The organism is Bacillus sp. AC266 (genome assembly GCF_979253805.1).
In genome coordinates this window covers 169,208-190,076 of sequence record NZ_CEEDEC010000004.1, presented here as the reverse complement: position 1 = coordinate 190,076, position 20,869 = coordinate 169,208, and the positions used below count along the sequence as shown (strand labels likewise).

20 protein-coding genes and 1 other RNA gene are annotated in these 20,869 nt (G+C 35.3%); 14 read left to right on the top strand and 7 right to left on the bottom strand.

The window, feature by feature from the left end; all coding sequences use genetic code 11:
* Positions 1–45 precede the first annotated feature (45 nt).
* The 3 genes from rnr to ssrA all read left to right on the top strand — a co-directional run bounded on the left by rnr (position 46) and on the right by ssrA (position 3,892).
* Complete coding sequence (gene rnr / locus AC0IXC_RS18020; protein ID WP_471653185.1) at positions 46–2,484, top strand: ribonuclease R; 2,439 nt, start codon at positions 46–48, stop codon at positions 2,482–2,484.
* A 460-nt stretch (positions 2,485–2,944) separates the two neighbouring features.
* Positions 2,945–3,412 (top strand): SsrA-binding protein, encoded by a 468-nt coding sequence (smpB, locus tag AC0IXC_RS18015; protein ID WP_193652127.1) that lies wholly within the window; start codon positions 2,945–2,947, stop codon positions 3,410–3,412.
* Between the two features lie 125 nt (positions 3,413–3,537).
* Positions 3,538–3,892: a transfer-messenger RNA gene (gene ssrA, locus AC0IXC_RS18010) on the top strand.
* A gap of 297 nt (positions 3,893–4,189) precedes the next feature.
* Here ssrA and AC0IXC_RS18005 read toward each other — a convergent pair.
* The gene (locus tag AC0IXC_RS18005) at positions 4,190–5,149 is read right to left on the bottom strand and encodes a choline-binding protein A (RefSeq protein WP_326996750.1); all 960 of its coding nucleotides are present in this window, start codon (positions 5,147–5,149) and stop codon (positions 4,190–4,192) included.
* A gap of 1,113 nt (positions 5,150–6,262) precedes the next feature.
* On the opposite strand from AC0IXC_RS18005, the gene AC0IXC_RS18000 reads away from it, so the two are divergent.
* The 6 genes from AC0IXC_RS18000 (at position 6,263) to alo (ending at position 13,387) form a co-directional block, all read left to right on the top strand.
* Positions 6,263–6,940 carry a response regulator transcription factor gene (locus AC0IXC_RS18000; protein WP_002034688.1) on the top strand — a complete coding sequence of 226 codons (678 nt, stop codon included), beginning with the start codon at positions 6,263–6,265 and terminating at the stop codon, positions 6,938–6,940.
* A 480-nt stretch (positions 6,941–7,420) separates the two neighbouring features.
* Positions 7,421–8,434, top strand: a complete 1,014-nt coding sequence (locus AC0IXC_RS17995) for a siderophore ABC transporter substrate-binding protein (protein ID WP_471653108.1) — start codon at positions 7,421–7,423, stop codon at positions 8,432–8,434.
* A gap of 19 nt (positions 8,435–8,453) precedes the next feature.
* Positions 8,454–9,470 (top strand): ABC transporter permease, encoded by a 1,017-nt coding sequence (locus AC0IXC_RS17990; protein WP_002143714.1) that lies wholly within the window; start codon positions 8,454–8,456, stop codon positions 9,468–9,470.
* Positions 9,467–10,531: an iron chelate uptake ABC transporter family permease subunit gene (locus AC0IXC_RS17985; protein ID WP_002089519.1), complete on the top strand. Its 1,065-nt coding sequence runs from the start codon at positions 9,467–9,469 to the stop codon at positions 10,529–10,531. Before AC0IXC_RS17990 ends, AC0IXC_RS17985 begins: the two co-directional genes overlap by 4 nt.
* A complete protein-coding gene (locus AC0IXC_RS17980; protein ID WP_002089518.1) occupies positions 10,528–11,280 on the top strand; it encodes an iron ABC transporter ATP-binding protein in 753 nt (250 codons plus the stop codon). Before AC0IXC_RS17985 ends, AC0IXC_RS17980 begins: the two co-directional genes overlap by 4 nt.
* Before the next feature lie 568 nt (positions 11,281–11,848).
* Positions 11,849–13,387 carry an anthrolysin O/cereolysin O family cholesterol-dependent cytolysin Alo gene (gene alo, locus AC0IXC_RS17975; RefSeq protein WP_098635133.1) on the top strand — a complete coding sequence of 513 codons (1,539 nt, stop codon included), beginning with the start codon at positions 11,849–11,851 and terminating at the stop codon, positions 13,385–13,387.
* Between the two features lie 51 nt (positions 13,388–13,438).
* Here alo and AC0IXC_RS17970 read toward each other — a convergent pair whose 3' ends face one another.
* The 3 genes from AC0IXC_RS17970 to AC0IXC_RS17960 all read right to left on the bottom strand — a co-directional run bounded on the left by AC0IXC_RS17970 (position 13,439) and on the right by AC0IXC_RS17960 (position 15,909).
* The gene (locus AC0IXC_RS17970) at positions 13,439–14,719 is read right to left on the bottom strand and encodes a purine/pyrimidine permease (RefSeq protein ID WP_471653107.1); all 1,281 of its coding nucleotides are present in this window, start codon (positions 14,717–14,719) and stop codon (positions 13,439–13,441) included.
* Between the two features lie 127 nt (positions 14,720–14,846).
* Entirely contained in the window at positions 14,847–15,296 is a 450-nt protein-coding gene (gene cynS / locus AC0IXC_RS17965) for a cyanase (RefSeq protein WP_199662730.1), read from the bottom strand.
* A gap of 31 nt (positions 15,297–15,327) precedes the next feature.
* On the bottom strand, positions 15,328–15,909 hold the full coding sequence (locus tag AC0IXC_RS17960) for a beta-class carbonic anhydrase (RefSeq protein ID WP_016102247.1): 582 nt from the start codon (positions 15,907–15,909) through the stop codon (positions 15,328–15,330).
* Positions 15,910–16,076: 167 nt separating this feature from the next.
* Here AC0IXC_RS17960 and AC0IXC_RS17955 point away from each other — a divergent pair, with 167 nt between their 5' ends.
* A complete protein-coding gene (locus AC0IXC_RS17955; protein WP_002016035.1) occupies positions 16,077–16,508 on the top strand; it encodes an Lrp/AsnC family transcriptional regulator in 432 nt (143 codons plus the stop codon).
* Between the two features lie 262 nt (positions 16,509–16,770).
* On the opposite strand, the gene AC0IXC_RS17950 is transcribed toward AC0IXC_RS17955, so the two are convergent.
* The 3 genes from AC0IXC_RS17950 to AC0IXC_RS17940 form a co-directional block, all read right to left on the bottom strand.
* Entirely contained in the window at positions 16,771–17,010 is a 240-nt protein-coding gene (locus AC0IXC_RS17950; protein WP_088040408.1) for a DUF896 domain-containing protein, read from the bottom strand.
* Positions 17,011–17,029: 19 nt separating this feature from the next.
* On the bottom strand, positions 17,030–18,022 hold the full coding sequence (locus AC0IXC_RS17945; RefSeq protein WP_471653106.1) for an LLM class flavin-dependent oxidoreductase: 993 nt from the start codon (positions 18,020–18,022) through the stop codon (positions 17,030–17,032).
* A gap of 69 nt (positions 18,023–18,091) precedes the next feature.
* Complete coding sequence (locus AC0IXC_RS17940; RefSeq protein ID WP_471653105.1) at positions 18,092–18,739, bottom strand: nitroreductase family protein; 648 nt, start codon at positions 18,737–18,739, stop codon at positions 18,092–18,094.
* Positions 18,740–18,903: 164 nt separating this feature from the next.
* Between AC0IXC_RS17940 and AC0IXC_RS17935 the strand changes: the two genes are divergently transcribed.
* The 4 genes from AC0IXC_RS17935 to AC0IXC_RS17920 all read left to right on the top strand — a co-directional run bounded on the left by AC0IXC_RS17935 (position 18,904) and on the right by AC0IXC_RS17920 (position 20,784).
* A complete protein-coding gene (locus AC0IXC_RS17935) occupies positions 18,904–19,260 on the top strand; it encodes a winged helix-turn-helix transcriptional regulator (protein WP_471653104.1) in 357 nt (118 codons plus the stop codon).
* A gap of 71 nt (positions 19,261–19,331) precedes the next feature.
* Positions 19,332–19,736: a phosphate-starvation-inducible protein PsiE gene (gene psiE / locus AC0IXC_RS17930; protein WP_044439305.1), complete on the top strand. Its 405-nt coding sequence runs from the start codon at positions 19,332–19,334 to the stop codon at positions 19,734–19,736.
* Positions 19,737–19,873: 137 nt separating this feature from the next.
* Positions 19,874–20,389, top strand: a complete 516-nt coding sequence (gene speG / locus AC0IXC_RS17925; protein WP_002034701.1) for a spermidine N1-acetyltransferase — start codon at positions 19,874–19,876, stop codon at positions 20,387–20,389.
* A gap of 182 nt (positions 20,390–20,571) precedes the next feature.
* A complete protein-coding gene (locus tag AC0IXC_RS17920) occupies positions 20,572–20,784 on the top strand; it encodes a DUF3955 domain-containing protein (RefSeq protein ID WP_181295495.1) in 213 nt (70 codons plus the stop codon).
* Positions 20,785–20,869: the final 85 nt, after the last annotated feature.

Below are 20,869 nucleotides of genomic sequence, written 5' to 3'. Positions count from 1 at the left end.
AATAATATAAGGGTTTAAAGGAGGTATTTCTGCTTGGAAGAAATCATGCAAGAACATATTGATAAGTTGTTATTATTTATGAGGGAAGAAGCGTATAAACCGTTAACGATACAAGAATTAGAATCGGCATTTGGAATCGAAGGCTCTGAGGGCTTTAAAGATTTTGTAAAGGCACTTGTAATGATGGAAGAGAAGGGGCTTGTTATCCGCACACGTAGTAACCGCTACGGTCTTCCAGAAAAAATGAATTTAGTACGCGGTAAATTAATTGGGCACGCACGTGGTTTTGCGTTCGTCGTTCCAGAAGAGAAGAAAACAGGAGATGATGATCTTTTCATCCCGCCGACAGAATTAAATGGTGCACTTCATGGTGATACAGTATTAGCACGTGTTAGCGCACAATCAAGTGGATCACGCCAAGAAGGCGCGATTGTTCGTATTTTAGAGCGTGGAACGAAGGAACTAGTTGGTACATATACAGAGTCAAAGAACTTTGGATTTGTTATACCTGATAATAAACGCTGGACAAGTGATATTTTCATCTTGAAAAGTGCATCTATGGGCGCTGTAGAAGGCCATAAAGTAGTTGTGAAAATTACGGGCTACCCAGAGAACCGTTTAAGCGCAGAAGGTGAAGTTATTCAAATTCTAGGTCATAAAAATGACCCAGGAGTAGATATTTTATCTGTCATTCATAAACATCATTTACCTTTAGCATTCCCTGAAGAAGTGATGGAGCATGCAAACAGTGTACCAGAAACGATTTCAGAAGAAGATATAAAAGATCGTCGTGATTTACGTGATCAAATGATTGTTACAATTGATGGTGCGGATGCGAAAGACTTAGATGACGCTGTTACAGTAACGAAGCTTGAGAACGGTAACTATAAGCTTGGTGTTCATATTGCGGATGTAAGTCATTACGTTCAAGAAGGTTCTCCAATTGATGTTGAAGCAGCAGAGAGAGCGACGAGTGTATATCTTGTAGACCGTGTAATTCCGATGATTCCGCATCGTTTATCAAACGGTATTTGTTCATTAAATCCGAAAGTAGACCGTCTGACACTATCTTGTGAAATGGAAATCAACAATCTAGGTGATGTTGTAAAACACGAGATTTTCCAAAGTGTAATTAAAACGACAGAGCGTATGACGTATGCTGACGTAAGAAGCATTTTAGAAGATGAAGACGAAGCACTAATTGAACGTTACGAGCCGCTAGTACCAATGTTTAAAGAAATGGGGCAGTTAGCACAAATTTTACGTGAAAAACGTATGCGCCGTGGTGCGATTGACTTTGACTTTAAAGAAGCGAAAGTACTAGTAGATGAAGAAGGAAAACCGACTGATGTTGTAATGCGTGATCGTTCTGTATCAGAGAAGTTAATTGAAGAGTTTATGCTTGTTGCGAACGAAACAGTAGCGGAGCATTTCCACTGGATGAACGTACCGTTTATGTACCGTGTCCATGAAGATCCGAAAGAAGATAAGCTTGAGCGTTTCTTCGAGTTTGTAACAAACTTCGGATATGCAGTAAAGGGACGTGCGAATGAAATACACCCTCGTGCATTGCAGCAAATTCTTGAAATGGTTCAAGGTCAGCCGGAAGAAATAGTCATTTCAACAGTTATGCTTCGTTCTATGAAGCAAGCACGTTACGACTCGAACAGCTTAGGACATTTTGGTTTATCAACTGAGTTCTACACGCATTTCACATCGCCAATTCGTCGTTACCCAGATACGATTGTTCATAGATTGATTCGTGAATACATCATTAATGGTAAAGTAGACAACGAAACGCAAGCGAAATGGCGTGAAAACTTACCTGAGATTGCAGAGCACTCTTCTAATATGGAACGCCGTGCTGTTGAAGCAGAGCGTGAAACAGACGAAATGAAAAAAGCAGAGTATATGGTCGATAAGATCGGTGAAGAGTATGACGGTATGATTAGCTCTGTAACAAACTTCGGTTTATTCGTAGAGCTTCCAAATACAATTGAAGGTCTTGTACACGTTAGCTATTTAACAGATGATTACTACCGTTATGACGAAAAACATTTTGCGATGATCGGAGAACGTACAGGTAACGTATTCCGCATCGGTGACGAAATTACAATTCGTGTTATTAACGTAAATAAAGACGAGCGCGCAATCGACTTTGAAATCGTTGGCATGAAAGGCACACCTCGTCGTAAGTTCAAAGATCGTCCAGTTGTGATTGAACAGCCAAGAACAGGCAGAAAGAAACGCGGTGGACGTAGCGAACGTAGTAATGAGCGCGGTGGTGAACGCGGCACAGGAAGAAAGTTTGATCGTGGTGGACAAGGAAAAGGAAAAGCATCTGCATCAGCATCTGCATCCACATCCGCTAGTCAGCCAGGGAAAAAAGATGGTAATAGTAATAGTAATGGTAATGGTAAGAAGAAAAAAGGATTCTTTGAAAATGTACCAGGATTCAAGAAGAAAAAGAAAAAGCGCAAGTAAGAAAAGAGTGGCTTCGCCTTACATTCTGAGCGAGCCACTTTCGCTTTTTGTGGAATCCAGCTACAGTGGCTAGAATGTTTGGTGGCTTCGCTTCTTCCCAGGAGGCAAAGAACGCCTCAAGGTCAGAAGCTCCATCCACCTCACATTCTGAGCGAGCCACTTTCGCTTTTTGTGGAATCCAGCTACAGTGGCTAGAATGTTTGGTGGTTTCGCTTCTTCCCAGGAGGCAAAGAACGCCTCAAGGTCAGAAGCTCCATCTACCTTACATTCTAAGCGAGCCGCTTTCGCTTTTTGTTGGAATCCAGCTACAGTGGCTAGAATCTATTGGCCATTTCGCGCCCTCGGACGAAGCAAAAAGCGCTTCTCTGTCGGGAGCTCCAATGTCCAAAGATTCTAAGCGAGCCACTTTCGCTTTTTGTTTACATTTGTTACAATGGTAAAAATAGAGGAGGGACGTTATATGCCAAAAGGTACAGGTAAGGTTATTGCGCAAAATAAAAAAGCATTTCATGATTATTTCATCGAAGAAACATACGAAGCAGGGCTTGTCCTTCAAGGAACGGAAATTAAGTCGATTCGCGCTGGACGCGTGAACTTGAAAGACGCGTTTGCACGTATACATAACGGTGAAGTATGGGTTCATAATATGCATATTAACACATATGAACAAGGGAATCGTTTCAATCACGATCCGCTACGTACAAGGAAGTTACTTCTTCATAAAAAAGAAATTGATAAGCTAGCAGGTTACGCAAAAGAAACAGGATATGCATTAGTTCCAGTTAGAATCTATTTGAAAAATGGATTTGCGAAAATGGCACTTGGTTTAGCAAAAGGTAAGAAGCAATATGATAAGCGTCACGATTTAAAAGAGAAAGAAGCTAAACGTGAAATTGCACGCGTGTTCCGTGATCGTCAAAAGATGTAATACAGATATTTACATTTGTAAAACGGCGCGCGTATGATATAATAACTTATGTAAGGTTGTTGCACATTGAAAAACAGCTCTTAGTAGCTATCACGATATTTCTTCGTATGCTCCATTTTTATCATGGGGACGTTACGGATTCGACAGGGATAGTTCGAGCTTAGGTTGCGAGTCGAGGGGATCGGCCTCGTTAAAACGTCAAAGCCTATAATTGGCAAACAAAACAATCTTTCTTTAGCTGCTTAATTGCACTAAAGGTTCCTCCCTCCATCGTCCATGTGGTAGGGTAAGGGACTCAAACTAAGTGGACTACGCCGGAGTTCGCCGTCTGAGGGCGAAGGAAGAGAACAATCAGACTAGCAACTTGGAAGCCTGTCGATAGGCCGAAGAGTTCGCGAAATGCTAATATATCGACTACACTCGTAGAAGCTTAAGTGCCGATATTTTTGGACGTGGGTTCGACTCCCACCGTCTCCACCAATACATATTTGGTGGTTTTTTTATTTTGTATATAACAAGAAGCATAAGATGGCCGTTTTGGTCAACTTATGCTTCTTTTAGTATACGGCCAACTTGTGCTTCCAGGATTTCAAGAATATTTTTAATGTCGCCTTTAAATAAAGTCGCGACTTTTAGGGATAGCATCACATCGCCATCAACTTAAGAAATTCATTGTTCCTCAAAATGAAAAAACGAGCTGAATTCCCATAAATAAATGCAGAAAGAACAAATTTCGTTTTGGATATATTTCAAAGTCTCAAGTCGATAGGCATATGGCTACTTTTCAACTAGTACGATATCATCAAGATAGGCATTAATATTGTCAATATTGTCATCAAGAGAGACATCAATTCTTGGTAATACGGCAGGAAGATCAATTATCAATTCAATTGGAGAACTATCATTTAGAGTAGTAAATTCGAGCGATTTTTGTTCATACTGTGAGGACCTAAGTTCCAAAAACCGTTGGCCTATTACTTTACTCCCTAAAAATACGTGTATACTTTCATCAGGATAAGTTACTTTTCCAGATACGGAAAGTATGTATGTAGTATTAGGCTTCAAAGCTACGTTTCCCCTAAGCCCACCGTATAATCCTTTTAAATGAAGTCCTTTAGAGTTATTTACTCCTACATGCTCTTCAATAGTGGATTTTGCATCGCCAAATGGTTTAAGAGGTTCTAAACTTGAATTGTGGTCAAAATCAACATTTAAAATATAAGATTTCTCCTTTTCCTTTAAGTGTACATTATCAAACTTAGCCCTCCCATTTGCTGTAGAAGCAAGTTTGACAGCAAAGTTTGACACATCCTCCCCTGTTTTAAACTTTATCTCATGATGTTCCGGCTTAAATCCTGTATACTGCTTCTTTGTTAATGGAACGATTTCTTGATTGGCATTCAGATTACCTACTGTTACTTCTGATGGGGAAACTATACTTCCCGCTATATCAAATGTTAATGTATATTCTGTATTCGGTTTTACAGTAACAAGTTGATAGGCTGTGTCTGCATGTATTAATTTGAGATAATGATTGCCGGGTTCAGAAGTGCCGATATTCTCGGTAGAAGAATTAGGGTTAGATAAAATCCAGTTATTTAGCCCATCCTCAAATTCTCCATTCCTAACTTGTTCATTTGCAGATGGACTATCTGCGGATACAATACCTGAAAAACCTATACTGGCACTTAATACAATTGCTGTAGAAAATACTCCTATACCGACTTTTTTAAACAATTTCTTCATCTCCTTTGGTCAGATTAAACTTTATTTTTTTCATACTTTCTATATATATTTGGATAAACCTTCCAAAGAACAACTTTATTTATAAATGATTTATAGGTTATTTTCAATTGAAAGATCTTCAACATATACAAGGCCACTTTGCTCAAATTGAACGGGTAAAGAAATCATATCAAGAGAGCATAGTGACCTATTAACTAACGAAAGCGTCAGTTCCACTTGCTCGTATATTAAGGTTATTAGTATCAATTTAACCAAATATTATTCCAAAGCTACATTAATAAAACACACGGCCAGCTTATGGGTAAAGTGACATTTATTTTATACTCTTATCATTACAATAAGAATCTCTTTCCACAATGCTAGGAACATTTGATTGAACTTCGCTTTTTCTGCATGAGCAAAAATGCTTACCCTACTTAACGATGAATTAGCCAAAATAGAAGTAGTGACTAACTTTTGTTATACCCAAAATATCTATCCCATAATTTTTATTCGAGAGATAAATAATAGAATGTTCTAGTATTTCGAAGTGCACGATAAACAGCAAAAATATAAATATACTATTCTTTTTTTGTTTATCAGAATTAATAGCCCTATAAAGAGAAGTTTGTGAAACTCCTGTTTTTTGAATAATTCCTTTTATTGAATACTTATTGCTATAATACAATTGAAATCTTCTCCTTTTCTAATGGTAGTCTCCCTAATTTCGTCCCTTTTTTTCACTTTGTTTCAGACTCTTTTTTATCCTCTTCCCAACCAATTTATTTTCTAGATTTAAAACAATAGAAAGAATACAGTTTTTTTGTTTTGTGGTTTTATAAAATGCTTAAGTTGAGGATGGTACCCTTGAAACAGAAACTGAATGAATAGTTATTGATAATAAGCAACTAGATAATATAGTTGCTCTTAATGATTAAATAATATGTATTTAAATCTTCATATATTTTGTGTTTTCATCCATATCTATTGTAAGATTATATAGAGTTCTCCTAATAAGCTGTTATAACGGCTTTTTTAGGGATTTAATATTTATAGATCTTAAATTATTTTTTTGGGATAACTTTTTATCCAACTAAGTTATATTGAAGTAGAGGTGAACCATCGGTGAAGCAGGTGTTAGTAATTAAGAATGAACGGTCTTTTGCAAAGAAAATCGTAAGCGGTCTAACGCAAGAGGGCTATTTCATTTTAAAACTTCACAATGAAAACCAAGGTTTAAATATAGTATATGAACAAGATTGGGATATTATCATATTGGATTGGGATTCGTTAAGTATATCGGGGCCAGAAATTTGTAGACAAATACGACTTGTTAAAACGACACCGATAATTATTGTGACCGACAATATTTCTAGCAAGGATTGCATAGCAGGGCTACAAGCAGGAGCAGATGATTATATTAGAAAACCGTTTGTGAAAGAAGAATTAGTAGCGAGGGTTCAAGCTATTTTAAGGAGAAGTGACTGTATCCAGCAAAATGAGACAAACTTTTTTCAGTTTAAAGATCTCTTTGTTGATGCATCTAGCAATATTGTAAAAAAAGGTGGTAAAAATCTCACGCTTACTAAGCGCGAGTACGATTTACTTGTATTTTTAATCAAGAATAAAAATACAATATTGAGCCGTGAAATGCTTTTGAACCAGGTTTGGGGATATAACGTAGTAGTCAATCCCAATGTAGTGGATTTATATATTGGGTATGTAAGAAAAAAGTTAAAGTGCGAGAAGAGAGATAGATATATTCAAACGATACATGGCAGGGGCTATTCAATGATTGAATGATAAAATAAGATAATAGGTAAAGTACAGTTTGTCATAATAGAAAAAACGAGTAAAACTATTTCATACAGTTTTACTCGTTTTTTCTATTAAACCTGATAATCAAATAGTTTCTGTGAAATATTAAAAGACGGAAACTATAAAAAGAAGATTGCTACCAGGCAATGGATTATGAAAAATTAGCTATTCATGGGCATTTTTTTTGCAGTAGAAATCATGGTTTATAAGGTGCCCAATCTATTGATTAGTACGTGTGGGGGATGACTCTAGTGCGCATTAGATGAGACTGTATCTAATGTATGTTTAATTGTATTAACTCACACCATTCACAAGATTTTCACATAATTAATGACTATACTTATTAACAGGATGTTCAAATGAAAATGATTATCAATAGCAATTTAGATACATAAAAGTTACTATCTAATTTAATCTATGGACGTTATCATTTTCGAACTAAATTACATTATAAGGAGTATACGTATGAAAAAAACTATGCTTTTAAAATTAGTAAGTATTTTAGCAATTTTCACTTTAATGTTAGTGGCTTGCTCAGATTCAAGTAAGGAAACTTCGAAAGCTAATAAAGGTGATAGTAGTGATAAGCCAAAAACAGTTGAAATCACTGATGCACATGGAACTGTTAAAGTCCCTGTAAATCCAAAAAATGTAGTTGCTTTAGATAATAGAACTTTTGAAACTTTAGCTGATTGGGGAATTAAATTAGCGGCTGCTCCAAAGGATGTAATGCCTGCAGATTCAGCATATGTAAAAGATGATTCAGTTAAAAATATTGGGAATCACCGCGAACCAAATCTTGAAATTATTGCAGCGGCAAACCCTGAACTTGTAATCGTTGGTCAAAGATTTGCTGGTCATTACGAAGAAATCAAAAAATTAGTGCCAAATGCAGCTGTTATTGATCTTAATGTTGATGTTTCTGAAAAAGCTACTAAGCCTGGCGAAAACTTAGTAAAAGGACTTACAGATTCTACAATTACTTTAGGGAAAATCTTTGATAAAGATAAAGAAGCTAAACAAGTAGTAGCTGATTTTGATAAATCTATTGAAAAAGTAAAATCTGCTTATAATGGAAAAGATAAAGTTATGAGTGTTATTGTTACTGGTGGAAATATTGGTTTTGCTGCTCCACATTCTGGTCGCGTTTGGGGACCGATGTATGAAATTTTCGGTTGGACTCCAGCACTAGAAGTTGCTAATTCTACTGCAGGTCATAAAGGTGATGACGTTTCTGTTGAAGCTATTGCACAAACAAATCCTGATTGGCTTTTCGTATTAGATCGTGATGCTGCAACATCTGATGCTGCTAAGTCAGCTCCTGCTCAAGATGTTATTTCTAAATCACCAGCTCTTCAAAACACAACTGCTGTTTCTAAAAAACAAGTTGTTTATGCACCAGCAGATACTTACACAAATGAATCAATTCAGACTTATATAGAGTTATTTGGAAATATCGCAAAAACTTTAGCTAAGTAGTGTAAAGGAGTACGAAACAGTGTCAAAAAATATGATTTCTAGGGTTGAGAATATTTCTCAACCCCAGTTTTATAATCACAATAAAATATGGACAAAACCTTTTATAATAGCGATTATAGTTGTTACAATTTTAGGGATTATATCACTGTTTACTGGAGTTTATGATATACGTGGACAAGAGGACGGAATGGAGATGTTTTTCATAACTCGTGTTCCGAGAACAGTTGCATTAATGCTTACTGGAGCTGCAATGGCGATGGCAGGGCTTGTAATGCAATTAATTACACAGAATCGTTTTGTTGAACCTACTACAACGGGGACTATTGAATGGTCAGGCTTAGGCCTGCTTTTTGTATATTTATTATTTCCTGCCCCGACGTTAGTTCAAAGAATGACTGGTGCAATCATTTTTTCTTTTATAGGAACTATGATTTTCTTTCTATTTTTAAGAAGAGTTAAACTTCGTTCGTCTTTAATTGTTCCGATTATTGGATTGATGCTTGGAGCAGTTATTTCTGCAGTGTCTACTTTTTTGGGACTCCTTTTTCAAATGACGCAAAGTATTGAAACTTGGTTCGTAGGTTCATTTGCTACCGTTCAGGTGGGAAGATATGAATATTTATGGCTGATTGTTATCGTTACTGTGCTTATTTTTATGTATGCTAATAGATTGACTCTAGCTGGACTAGGAGAAGATGTCGCAACAAGCCTTGGAGTTAATTACAATAGAATTGTTCTTTTTGGGACTGGCCTTATCTCTGTTGCAGTTGGAATTGTTGCAGCTGTTATTGGAAACTTACCTTTCTTGGGATTAATTGTTCCAAACATTGTTTCAATGTTTAGGGGAGATGATCTTAGGAGTAATTTACCTTGGGTATGTGTGATCGGAATGGGGACAATAACTGCCTGTGACATCATTTCTCGAACAATTATAAAGCCTTTTGAAGTACCTGTTTCTTTAATACTTGCAACAGTGGGAGCAGTCGTATTTATTACTATTTTATTGAGAAAAAGAAAACCAAGGAGGCTGCGATGATCACATTAGACTATAGAAATAAAGAAAATGTCGAAATCGATTCTAGCCTTCATAATGAAAGTAGATCAGCTAGCGCTTTTCGTTCTAAGAAGGAAGCAAGACGTTATTGGATTGTACTGATAACATTGATCGCTTTAGGTCTCCTTTCTTCATATGGACTTTTAGTTTATAACAATCCAGTTCCGATAGATTCACCTTCTTTTATCCCAGTTGTTAAGAGAAGGATAATAGCCATTGTTGCGATGATTATTGCTGCAGTTTGCCATAGCTTGTCGACAGTTGCTTTCCAATCTATTACGAACAATAAGATTATTACTCCTTCGCTTTTAGGTTTCGAATCACTTTATTCAGCAATACATACGAGTACAATATTCTTCTTTGGTGCTAGTGCATTAATAAACTTTAATGGAATTGGATCGTTTGTATTCCAAGTTGTTGTTATGGTCTTCATGAGTTTGATACTTTATGGATGGTTACTTTCCGGTAAATACGGGAATTTACAACTTATGCTTTTAGTTGGAATTATTATTGGTACCGGACTAAATTCTGTGTCAACTTTTATGAGAAAGCTACTTGCGCCTTCAGAGTTTGATATTTTACAAGCGAAATTATTTGGTTCTGTTAATCATGCAGATCCTGCATATTTTCCTATTGTAATTCCTATGATCATAATTGTAGCAGTATTAATTTTTGCTCATTCTAAGAATTTGAATGTTTTGTCACTAGGAAAGGATGTTGCTACTTCTTTTGGAGTTAAATATCAACCTAGTGTAATTTATACGCTTGTATTAGTAGCTATTTTGATGTCCATTTCAACAGCTCTAATTGGGCCACTTACTTTCTACGGCTTTTTAGTAGCAACTTTGAGTTATCAGGCGGCGTCAACTTATGATCATAGATATATTTTTCCAATGGCTTTTGCAATAGGATTTTTGATAATGACGAGTGCATACTTTTTAATGTATCATGTATTCCATGCTCAAGGTGTAGTTTCAGTTATTATTGAATTATTTGGTGGAATCATATTCTTAACTATAGTTTTAAGGAAGAGGGCTTTATGATAAAAATTGATAATGTTAAAAAGTTCTATACTGATAAGGTGAAAATAGGACCTTTGGATATTGAAATACCAAAAGCGGGCTTTACTTCTTTAATTGGACCAAATGGCGCTGGAAAGTCAACGACACTATTGATGATTGGAAGACTTTTAGATATGGATGAAGGCCAAATTCAGGTAGCAAATATGGATGTTTCTGAATCCAAATCAAAAGACTTAGCAAAAGTTTTGACCATATTGCGACAAGAGAATCATTTTGTAACTAGGCTTACTGTTAGACAATTAGTTGGATTTGGGCGCTTTCCTTATTCAAAGGGAAGATTAACTAAAGAGGATGAAGCTATTATTTCTAAATATATCGATTTCCTAGATTTAACTAATTTAGAGAATAGATATTTAGATGAGCTTTCTGGTGGTCAAAGACAAAGGGCATATGTAGCGATGGTATTGTGCCAAGAGACTGAATATGTACTTTTGGACGAGCCTCTGAACAACCTTGATGTTGCTCGTTCTGTTCAAATGATGGAGCATTTGAGACGTGCAGCTAATGAATTTGGAAGAACAATTTTGACTGTTATGCATGACATAAATTTTGCAGCCAAATATTCGGATAAAATTTGTGCTATGAAGGATGGACAAATTGCTGCTTTTGGAACAGTAGAAGAGGTTATGGACCCAACAATTTTAACAGATATTTTTGAAACGAAAATTGAAATTATCAAAGGTCCTTATGGGCCAATCGCTGTTTATTAGTTACAAAATGTGAAAAATGAGTATGTCAAAAAAATACTGTAGCTTGTGTAAATCATGCCAGCTACTCTAGTTGAAGTTGCTGTCTGTATTTTATAGGCAGCAGCTTTTTTTATGCGGTTGCCCATGATAACTCTTAATATTTCTGGCTGCTCGTAACAGTCCTGCATGTATTTCATTACTTCCGGTTCTGCGATGCTTCCAACAATAAGCTTGTAAATTACTCATGAAATGCAAAGGAACGCTTTGTGTTTTCAAGTATTTACCAAACGAAAAATTTATCTCTGTATAACTTTTTATAAGAATTCAGCTTGTTTTTTTTGTATGTAATATTGCATATAAGAGTGTATTGATAAAAGTGTAAGGGGTCACTATAATGAGGGCATAAAGATAAATCACATTTTCGTAGCAATAAAAAAGGAGGAAATAATATGGAAATCGCAATGGCAGTTTTGAAATTTGTAGGTGGCGTAATCCCGTTAATTCAAGAACTTTTGAAAGCATTTATGTAGGTTTATTAGTTAGCTATCATTTATCAATCATTATCATATCTTACTAAAAAAAGAACGGGGTGATTTTTCTGAATATTAAGAAAAACACTAAAAGAAGAAAGTTCCTTGCGTGTTTATTAGTTAGTCTATGCACTATTAATTATTCATCTATTTCCTTCGCAGAAACACAAGTAGGTAATGCAACTGATGTAACCCAAAATGCTAGTGGCATTGATACTGGTATAGCAAGCCTTAAATATAATAATCAAGAGGTTTTAGCTGTAAATGGTGATAAGGTAGAGAGTTTTGTTCCGAAAGAAAGTATCAATTCAAATGGTAAATTTGTAGTAGTGGAACGCGAGAAAAAATCACTTACAACTTCACCAGTCGATATTTCGATTATTGATTCTGTGGTGAATCGTACGTATCCAGGAGCGGTACAACTTGCAAATAAAGCTTTTGCAGACAATCAACCGAGTTTATTAGTGGCTAAGAGAAAGCCTTTAAATATTAGTATAGACTTACCTGGCATGAGAAAAGAAAATACAATTACTGTCCAAAATCCGACATATGGTAATGTGGCTGGAGCAGTGGATGATTTAGTATCTACTTGGAATGAAAAGTATTCTAAAACACATACGTTACCTGCAAGAATGCAGTATACAGAATCTATGGTTTATAGTAAATCACAAATCGCAAGTGCCCTTAACGTTAACGCTAAATATCTCGATAACAGTCTAAACATCGATTTTAATGCGGTTGCAAATGGAGAGAAGAAAGTGATGGTAGCGGCATATAAGCAAATATTTTATACCGTAAGTGCTGAACTACCTAACAATCCATCCGATCTTTTTGATAATAGTGTTACTTTTGGTGAGTTAACTCGTAAAGGTGTAAGTAATTCGGCTCCACCTGTTATGGTTTCAAATGTAGCTTATGGTAGAACTGTTTATGTAAAATTAGAAACAACATCTAAGAGTAAAGATGTACAAGCTGCTTTTAAAGCTTTACTTAAGAATAACAGCGTCGAAACGAGTGGACAGTATAAAGATATTTTTGAAGAAAGTACTTTTACTGCTGTAGTATTAGGCGGAGATGCGAAAGAGCATAACAAGGTTGTTACTAAAGATTTCAATGAAATCCGAAATATCATTAAAGATAATGCTGAATTAAGTCTTAAAAATCCAGCATACCCAATTTCATATACAAGTACTTTTTTAAAAGATAATGCAACTGCTGCTGTTCATAACAATACAGATTATATCGAGACGACAACTACAGAATATTCAAGTGCTAAAATGACACTGGATCATTACGGTGCTTACGTTGCGCAATTTGATGTATCTTGGGATGAATTCACATTTGATCAAAATGGTAAAGAAGTACTAACACATAAAACATGGGATGGTAGCGGCAAAGACAAAACGGCTCATTACTCTACAGTTATCCCTCTTCCACCAAATTCAAAAAATATAAAAATCGTAGCAAGAGAATGTACTGGTCTTGCATGGGAATGGTGGAGAACAATTATTAATGAACAAAATGTTCCATTAACAAATGAAATAAAAGTTTCAATTGGAGGAACAACATTATACCCAACTGCTAGTATTAGTCATTAAGTATAAAAAGGCGCCCTGTAAGCAGGGCGCTTTTTTACTTAGTCACAAATTTTACTCTTTCCAAAACTGTTCCAATAGAATGACAAGCATGATACCCACAAGTAATCCATTACTTAAAACATATTGTAAGGAAGAAGGAATTCCGCTAAATGCACTTTCTGGAAGAAACATTATTCCCAAACTGATTAATAATGAAATTCCTAATATAGTTAATCGGCGTTGATTTAATTCTTCACGTAAAATGGATTGAAATGAAATGCCTATTACTTGGACAAATGTTGCTAAAAGTGCGGCATTAGCAATAGGACCTGGTAGCAAGGATATAAAGTTTACAATTGAAGGAATAAAAGAAATTCCTGCTAATATAAGACTTGCTATAAGGAACGACTTCACTTTTCTTTGTCCTGTTAGTTGAATAAATCCTGCTGATGCAGGTAATGGTACAATTCCAATTGTAGAAAACAACGACGAGATAATATGCGATATACCTCCGGCCCACACGCCGCGGTTCAGTATTTGCTTTTCATTTTCTTTAGATAACGGAGCCACTTGTTTTACAGCCGAAATAGCAGCGATTGTATTTGCAACTAAAAGAAATGTAAATAAAGTTGCAGTTAGAGCCATTCCGATATCTAATCTAGGTGTGCCCCAAGAAAATAGCTCTGGTAACTTAACTAACGGTGTGTGTGAAGGCATATGAGATGATTTTCCTAATACAGCATACAAAAGCCAACCACATGAAATTCCAAGTAACACAGCGTAACTTTTCATCCATCCGTTCCCTTTAATTGATAAGAAAGTAATAAGGGCAAAAACAAAGAGCGCAATAGCAGCCGTTGTATAATCAGGATGAGTTACAGCTCCTTGTAATCCCATCATTCCTTTTAGTAACACACCACTAAGCTGAAGAGATAATATTAAAAGAAAAGTTCCTGTAACCAAGGGTGTAAATAAACGTAGAATTCGATGAACAAGCCCTGTTATACCAAGGAGGAAGAGTAATATACCTGCAATAATTAATCCACCTTCTAAAAGTTGTAATACATCCTTTGCACTTTGTCCCTGATGCATAGCGACTTGTCCCAATATGACAAATATACTTACCCATGAGCCGGCTGGCCCATCCGCTATGGGATAGCGATGCCCAAACCATGCTTGTATAAATGAACTTACTCCTACAACTAAAAAAGTTCGTTGCATTAATGTTGAGATATCTTCTATTGATAAATGGAATATGCTACCAATAATGATAGGCAATGCAATTGCATTTGCTAATAAAAACACAAACCACTGTAGAATACTAAAGCTCGTATCGACGTATTTTTTATTCATATTATTCTCCCTCGTATAAAAAGAATCTCATAATAAAAATCCATCCTTTCTACACAGCTAGATTAAAAAGGATGGATTTTGTAAATCTATAAAATCACTTTAATTATATAAATAGATTTTTAATTAATTACCATGTCCGGAACGGTAAGAATTTCCCGTTAAGTGTAATCACGATACGAGGGTCGCCACCTTTTGGATCTTCTTGTGTGTCCACACCTAGATTGAAGTTAATTGCACTCATTACACCTTCGCCAGCTTTTTCTAGAATTAATTCTCTAAGAGTTGGTGCGTATTGTAACATCATTTCATATAATCGATATAAGATTGGGTCAGTAGGAGGTATTTGCATTACTTGACCTCTAAGTGGAACTACTGTTAATGCTTGAACTACTTCTTCATCTAATTCTAATAGTTTACCGATTTTTTCTGCTTCTGGACGTGTCATTGTAGCTTGTCCTAATAACGCTGTTACAACCCAAGTCTCAGAGTTTTCACTTACTTTTGAAATTTCTTCCCATGTTAAACCTTTTGCAATTTTTGCTTCCATAATTTTTTGCGTAGCTTCTTGTCTATTCATATCTAATAACTTCCCTTCATTTAAGTAATAATTAATTTTTCATACCATTTAATGCTTTATATCCATCAACTATTAAATCTAATTTACCTGTGTGAGGATCAATAACTAAACCATGTACAGGAACATCTTTTGGAATAAGTGGATGATTTCTTACTAAATCAACATTAGCTTGAGTTGAACCGTTGACATCATCGAATCCAAATAACCATTTTTCAAGGTCAACACCAGCATATTCAATCGCTGATAAAATTTCTGGTGAAGCTACTCCACGATCTAATATTTTTTGAAGTGTTCCTTTCGGATTAGTTTGGCTCGCACCACATCTTTGGTGTCCGATAAGGAAGATTTCATCTGCATTTAGATCATATACTGATGCGACAACACTTTGCATAACACTATCGAAAGCAGAAGCAATTTTACCACCTGCATTTCTGATAACTTTTGCATCACCATCGTGTATATCTAAAGCTTTTGGAAGTAGCTCAATTAAACGAGCGTCCATGCAAGAAACAACAACCATACGTTTTTTAGGCATTTTTGTCGCTTCATGAGGAGCGTATTCTTTATTTTCTACAAATTGTTCATTGAACGATAAAATCTCTTGTAATAACATATTTGTAACCTCCTTTAAATCTAGATGTATTTTTTTGTTGCGTCCTCTGTGTTATAAGTAAATATAACTGATAAACAATGTGATGTAAGAGGATAAACTAAGTATAGTGAATTGTATCGACAAGCAGAATAAGTTGGCGAAACACTTTCTGGCTTTCTACTTTCACGATGAAAGGATTGGTTTATATCATTGATCAAACAGATTTTGAGATACTGAAATTATTAGGAGAAAACTCAAGAATACAATGGAAAGAACTTGGTCAAAAAATACATATGACGGGGCAGGCTGTAGGAAATCGAATTCGAAGATTAGAGGATTTAGGGATTATTGAACAATATACAATCGCAATAAACCGAATCAAATTAGGACAAGTAGTGACTGCATTTGTTACTTTATTCGTAACAACAGCTAATCATCAAGAGTTTATGAATTTCTTTCAAAAAGAAGAAGGGATTTCTGAAGTAGACCGTATAAGTGGTGAGGGATGTTATTTATTAAAAACACATTTTGCTTCTAATGAAGAATTGGATAACTTTCTGGGGCGACTATTAAAGTATGGGAATTATCGTGTTAACTTATCAATAGGAAAGTTAAAATAAGATTTCTTTTTTTTGAGGGTTATAGTAACCTTATTTGCTGTTTTGTGGAATTCACGGCAAACTTATAAGTAGATTGACATTGTAGGATAAAAACCATAACTTTGCTGGAGGGGCGGGGGTATGGTTTTTTGTTTGTAGATTTTCAAGTTAGAACTAAAAGTTTGAAGGATACGTCGATGAGGTATGTAATGTTAACTTAATGATCCATCTGATCATATGTTTACTTAGATGAATCATTAAGTAACAAAAAGTCTCGGTATTTTCATGCATTGTTATCTGTGTTTAGTGATAGCTTTTGTTGTTCTTTTAATTTTTCAGGTGTCACATCGTTTCCTAAAGGGTCTAATATTTTTAATCCTGTAACAGTGGTGTTGATTTGACCTCGAATAATTTGAAGGTACTCCTCACGTAATGCTTTACGCTCATGTAATTCTGTTTTTGTTAAACCGTCTTCTTTTTGTTTTTTAGCTAGTTCATTGATTCGATTTAAAACTTCAAGCATTGTTTTCCCGCCTTTCTTTTTATAGAAGCTCTTTTGCAAGTAGTCCATAAGATTGTAGCTTTGCGTCATGATTATGACTGATTGTCCCAATCATAGCTTCGTTAACTCCGAATTTTTCTTCATGTTCGCGAAGTGTATTTGCAACTTCTTTAGCACTTCCAACAAGGAATTTTTTACGATTGTTCTGTATATGCATTTTGTCCATTTCAGTGTAATTGTAATTTATTGCTTCTTCAGGAGAAGGTACGTGGAAGTACTTACCTTTATCTAAAAATAATAGAGATAAATCTAAAGAAGCTGCATGATATTCTGCTTCTTCAGCAGTTTCTGCTGCTAGTGCAAAATACCCAATGTTTATTTTAGGCTTAACCATAAACTCAGAAGGGACGAAATTTTTACGATAAGATTCTAACATTTCACTAGATAACTCCCCACTAATAAACTGAGCATAGGAATAACCAATACCGAATCTTCCTGCCTGTGCAGCGCTACTACCACTAGAACCTAATAGCCAAACTTCAGGTAATGGGGCACCTAATGGAGAAGCAAGTGTGCGATTGTATAAATGATCTGCAGGCATTGTTTCTGTCATAAACATCATCGTATCCATTAATTTATCGTACAGATTCAGCATATTTGGATGTTTTCCTTCATGTAATGCAAGTGTAGAAAATTGATTGCCACCTGGCGCTCGACCTACACCGAAATCAATTCTATCTGGATATAAAGATGTTAATGTTTTAAATACTTCTGCCATCTTTAATGGTGAATGGTGCATTAACATCATTCCACCAGAACCAACGCGAATTTGCTCTGTTACAGATGCGATATGAGAGATCATAATTTCTGGTGAAGCACTAGCAAAATTGGCTGAACCATGATGCTCAGAATACCATAGTCTGTGATAGCCTAGTTTATCTACTAACTGTGCTAATTCAATCGTATTTTTAAAAGTTTCTTGAGTAGTTACCCCGTTTGAAACTGGAGTTTGATCTAAAACACTTAATTTCATAAGAAAACCTCTTTTCTTCTTAGTAGTGTTTATCGTACTTTCATTCCAAAAGTACGATAAACACGGTGATTAAAACTCGCCATTCCAAGACGTTACTTCATCTACAGTTAATCGAACTGATGGGAATCCTGGCTCTTTTGCTTTGCCTAATGCAATCATTAAGACGTCAGTTAAGTTTCCTTGAACGTTAAATGCTTTGCGGAATTCTTCAACGTTATAGCCAAGCATTGGGACTGTATCGTATCCTCTCGCTTTTGCAGCAAGCATAAATTGCATAGCTAGCAAACCACCGTCAAGCATTTGCCATTCTCTTTTTCCTTGTTCGCTTACAGGTGCATAAAACTCACGAATACTGTTGTTCAGTCTGTTTTTAATTTCTTCTGTCATGAATCCAGCAGCTACTGCACGTTCATTCACTTTATTGATATGTTCGAATTCATGGGCATTATTTTCGCTTAAAATTACGATCATAGCGGATGCTTCTAGCACTTGTGGTTGATTTAAAGCAACTGGATGAAGTTTCTCTTTTAAGTCTTGATCTGTAATTACCATGAAACGCCATGGGTTTAAGTTGGAACTACTTGGTGCTAGCATTGCTTCTTCTAAAAGTTCTTTAATTTCTTCATCAGAGATTGTAACTGAAGGATCATAAGAGCGAACGGAACGGCGCTCACGAATCACATCATAAAAATTTGCAGTACGATTTTCTTTTTTCATTTTAAAATACCTCCACTAATTTAATGCTCTGTTATAAGTTGCTTACATGCATCATTATGGTATAGTACAGATATTATGAAAAGTACGCACTTTTCCGTGATATAGACACCATCTCGTGACATAGGCACGAGAAAGTGCCTATCAAAATACAGAAGGAGTTCAATATGAAAAAAGAGTATAACAATAGAATTGAAGTCGTTTTGGATGTGATCGGAGGTAAGTGGAAATCCCACATTTTATATCATTTAACAAGCGGACCGACAAGAACGGGTGAGTTAAAACGATCGGTAACTGGTATTACACAAAAAATGCTTACTGAGCAATTGAAAGAGCTTGAAAAAGATGGGCTTGTGTCTAGAAAAGTATATAATCAAGTACCACCGAAAGTTGAGTATTCTCTTACAGAACAGGGAGAATCATTAAAAAAGGGTTTGAAGGTGCTTTGCGATTGGGGAAGCGATTATATTAAGCATAAATATCCGAATGGTGAAGTAATCGTGAAAGAGGACGATCATATATGATTTAACATTTCTGTAAGTATAATTTTGCTATAATGAATAAGTACTTACACGAAGGGGAGCTAAAAGAGGAAATGAAGTCATTTAATATCGATCATTATATAGCTAGCGTTTTACAGTGGATATTAAATATAGCGTTAATCATATTATCCATTGTTTTATCAATCTTTTTAATTAACGAGACGATTACTTTTGTTCAATACATATTTTCAGCGAAGAAATACACACCGTATAAGTTAGTTGAAAGCATCATTGTCTACTTCTTATACTTCGAGTTTATCGCATTAATTATTAAGTATTTTAAATCTAATTATCATTTTCCGTTACGGTATTTTATTTATATCGGGATTACGGCTTTAATTCGATTAATTATCGTGTCTCACGATGAACCGATGGAGACGTTGTTATATGCAGGGTCTATTCTTGTTTTAGTCATTTCTTTATACATATCAAATATGAGGGATTTGAGAAAAGAGTAGTGCAGACATAAGTTTGCACTACTTTTTGTACCTTGACCTTCAAGTTACTTGAAGGTTTACAATGTAATTAGGACGTTTGAAATCGAAAAAAATTGAGAAATTAAGTGAAGAGGTTATTTTACTTGGAGGTTATAGAAATGAGTCAGGAATTAAAGTTACGTCCTTTAGAACGGGAAGATTTAAAGTTCGTGCACGAACTTAATAATAACGCACATATTATGTCTTATTGGTTTGAAGAGCCGTATGAGGCTTTTGTAGAACTACAGGATTTATATGATAAACATATCCACGATCAAAGTGAACGCCGTTTTATCCTGGAGAAAGATAATGAGATGGTTGGATTAGTTGAGTTAGTGGAAATTGATTATATTCATCGAAGAACTGAATTCCAGATTATTATTGATCCGAATTATCAAGGACATGGTTATGCAGCGGAAGCGACGCGTTTAGCGATGGATTACGCTTTTTCTGTATTAAATATGCATAAACTCTATTTAGTTGTTGATAAAGAGAATGAAAAGGCTGTACATGTTTATAAAAAGGTTGGATTTATGGTAGAAGGAGAACTTCTCGACGAGTTTTTCGTTGATGGAAACTACCATAATGCGATAAGAATGTGCATGTTCCAGAAGGAATATTTTAGAACGAAATAATGGAGTGAAAAGGCTATAGACGATCATTGTCTATAGCCTTTTTTTATTGTGTTTAACAACAACTTTTTATTGTAAAACAATAAAAAGTTGTTGACTTAAAATGTTAGTGGGCTTATTATGATGGTATTGAGAATAGTAAAAAGGAATGCAGATAAATTAATTGTGAAATCAAAGGAGAATATATTATGAAAAAATATTTATTAGCTTCTAGTCCAATATTTTTAGGAGTGTTATGCATCATTATGTTTAATGTAATTGGTTCGGAAGTAAAACCAGACGGAACTTTAGTGGAGCCATTTTACTTAATTCCGTTAGCATATTTATTTACCTTCACTGGAATTGTTGCAATTTTGTTTGTGGCCCTTTTCTCGGTGCTTCGAAAAAAGACAGCGTAATAAAACACTTGCCATGAAATAGAAACATACGATAGGGAAGAAAAATAAAAAGTGAGCTGAATCATGGTGAATCATTATTGTTATC

Coding starts and splice junctions, on each gene's coding strand:
- AC0IXC_RS17955 (WP_002016035.1), top strand. CDS start 16,077: ATGAAAGGATTGGTTTATATCATTGATCAAACAGATTTTGAGATACTG.
- AC0IXC_RS17935 (WP_471653104.1), top strand. CDS start 18,904: ATGAAAAAAGAGTATAACAATAGAATTGAAGTCGTTTTGGATGTGATC.
- AC0IXC_RS17985 (WP_002089519.1), top strand. CDS start 9,467: ATGATCACATTAGACTATAGAAATAAAGAAAATGTCGAAATCGATTCT.
- cynS (WP_199662730.1), bottom strand. CDS start 15,296: ATGAATAGACAAGAAGCTACGCAAAAAATTATGGAAGCAAAAATTGCA.
- AC0IXC_RS17940 (WP_471653105.1), bottom strand. CDS start 18,739: ATGAAAAAAGAAAATCGTACTGCAAATTTTTATGATGTGATTCGTGAG.
- AC0IXC_RS17995 (WP_471653108.1), top strand. CDS start 7,421: ATGAAAAAAACTATGCTTTTAAAATTAGTAAGTATTTTAGCAATTTTC.
- AC0IXC_RS17950 (WP_088040408.1), bottom strand. CDS start 17,010: ATGCTTGAAGTTTTAAATCGAATCAATGAACTAGCTAAAAAACAAAAA.
- psiE (WP_044439305.1), top strand. CDS start 19,332: ATGAAGTCATTTAATATCGATCATTATATAGCTAGCGTTTTACAGTGG.
- smpB (WP_193652127.1), top strand. CDS start 2,945: ATGCCAAAAGGTACAGGTAAGGTTATTGCGCAAAATAAAAAAGCATTT.
- AC0IXC_RS17960 (WP_016102247.1), bottom strand. CDS start 15,909: ATGTTATTACAAGAGATTTTATCGTTCAATGAACAATTTGTAGAAAAT.
- AC0IXC_RS17945 (WP_471653106.1), bottom strand. CDS start 18,022: ATGAAATTAAGTGTTTTAGATCAAACTCCAGTTTCAAACGGGGTAACT.
- rnr (WP_471653185.1), top strand. CDS start 46: ATGCAAGAACATATTGATAAGTTGTTATTATTTATGAGGGAAGAAGCG.
- speG (WP_002034701.1), top strand. CDS start 19,874: ATGAGTCAGGAATTAAAGTTACGTCCTTTAGAACGGGAAGATTTAAAG.
- AC0IXC_RS17970 (WP_471653107.1), bottom strand. CDS start 14,719: ATGAATAAAAAATACGTCGATACGAGCTTTAGTATTCTACAGTGGTTT.
- AC0IXC_RS17980 (WP_002089518.1), top strand. CDS start 10,528: ATGATAAAAATTGATAATGTTAAAAAGTTCTATACTGATAAGGTGAAA.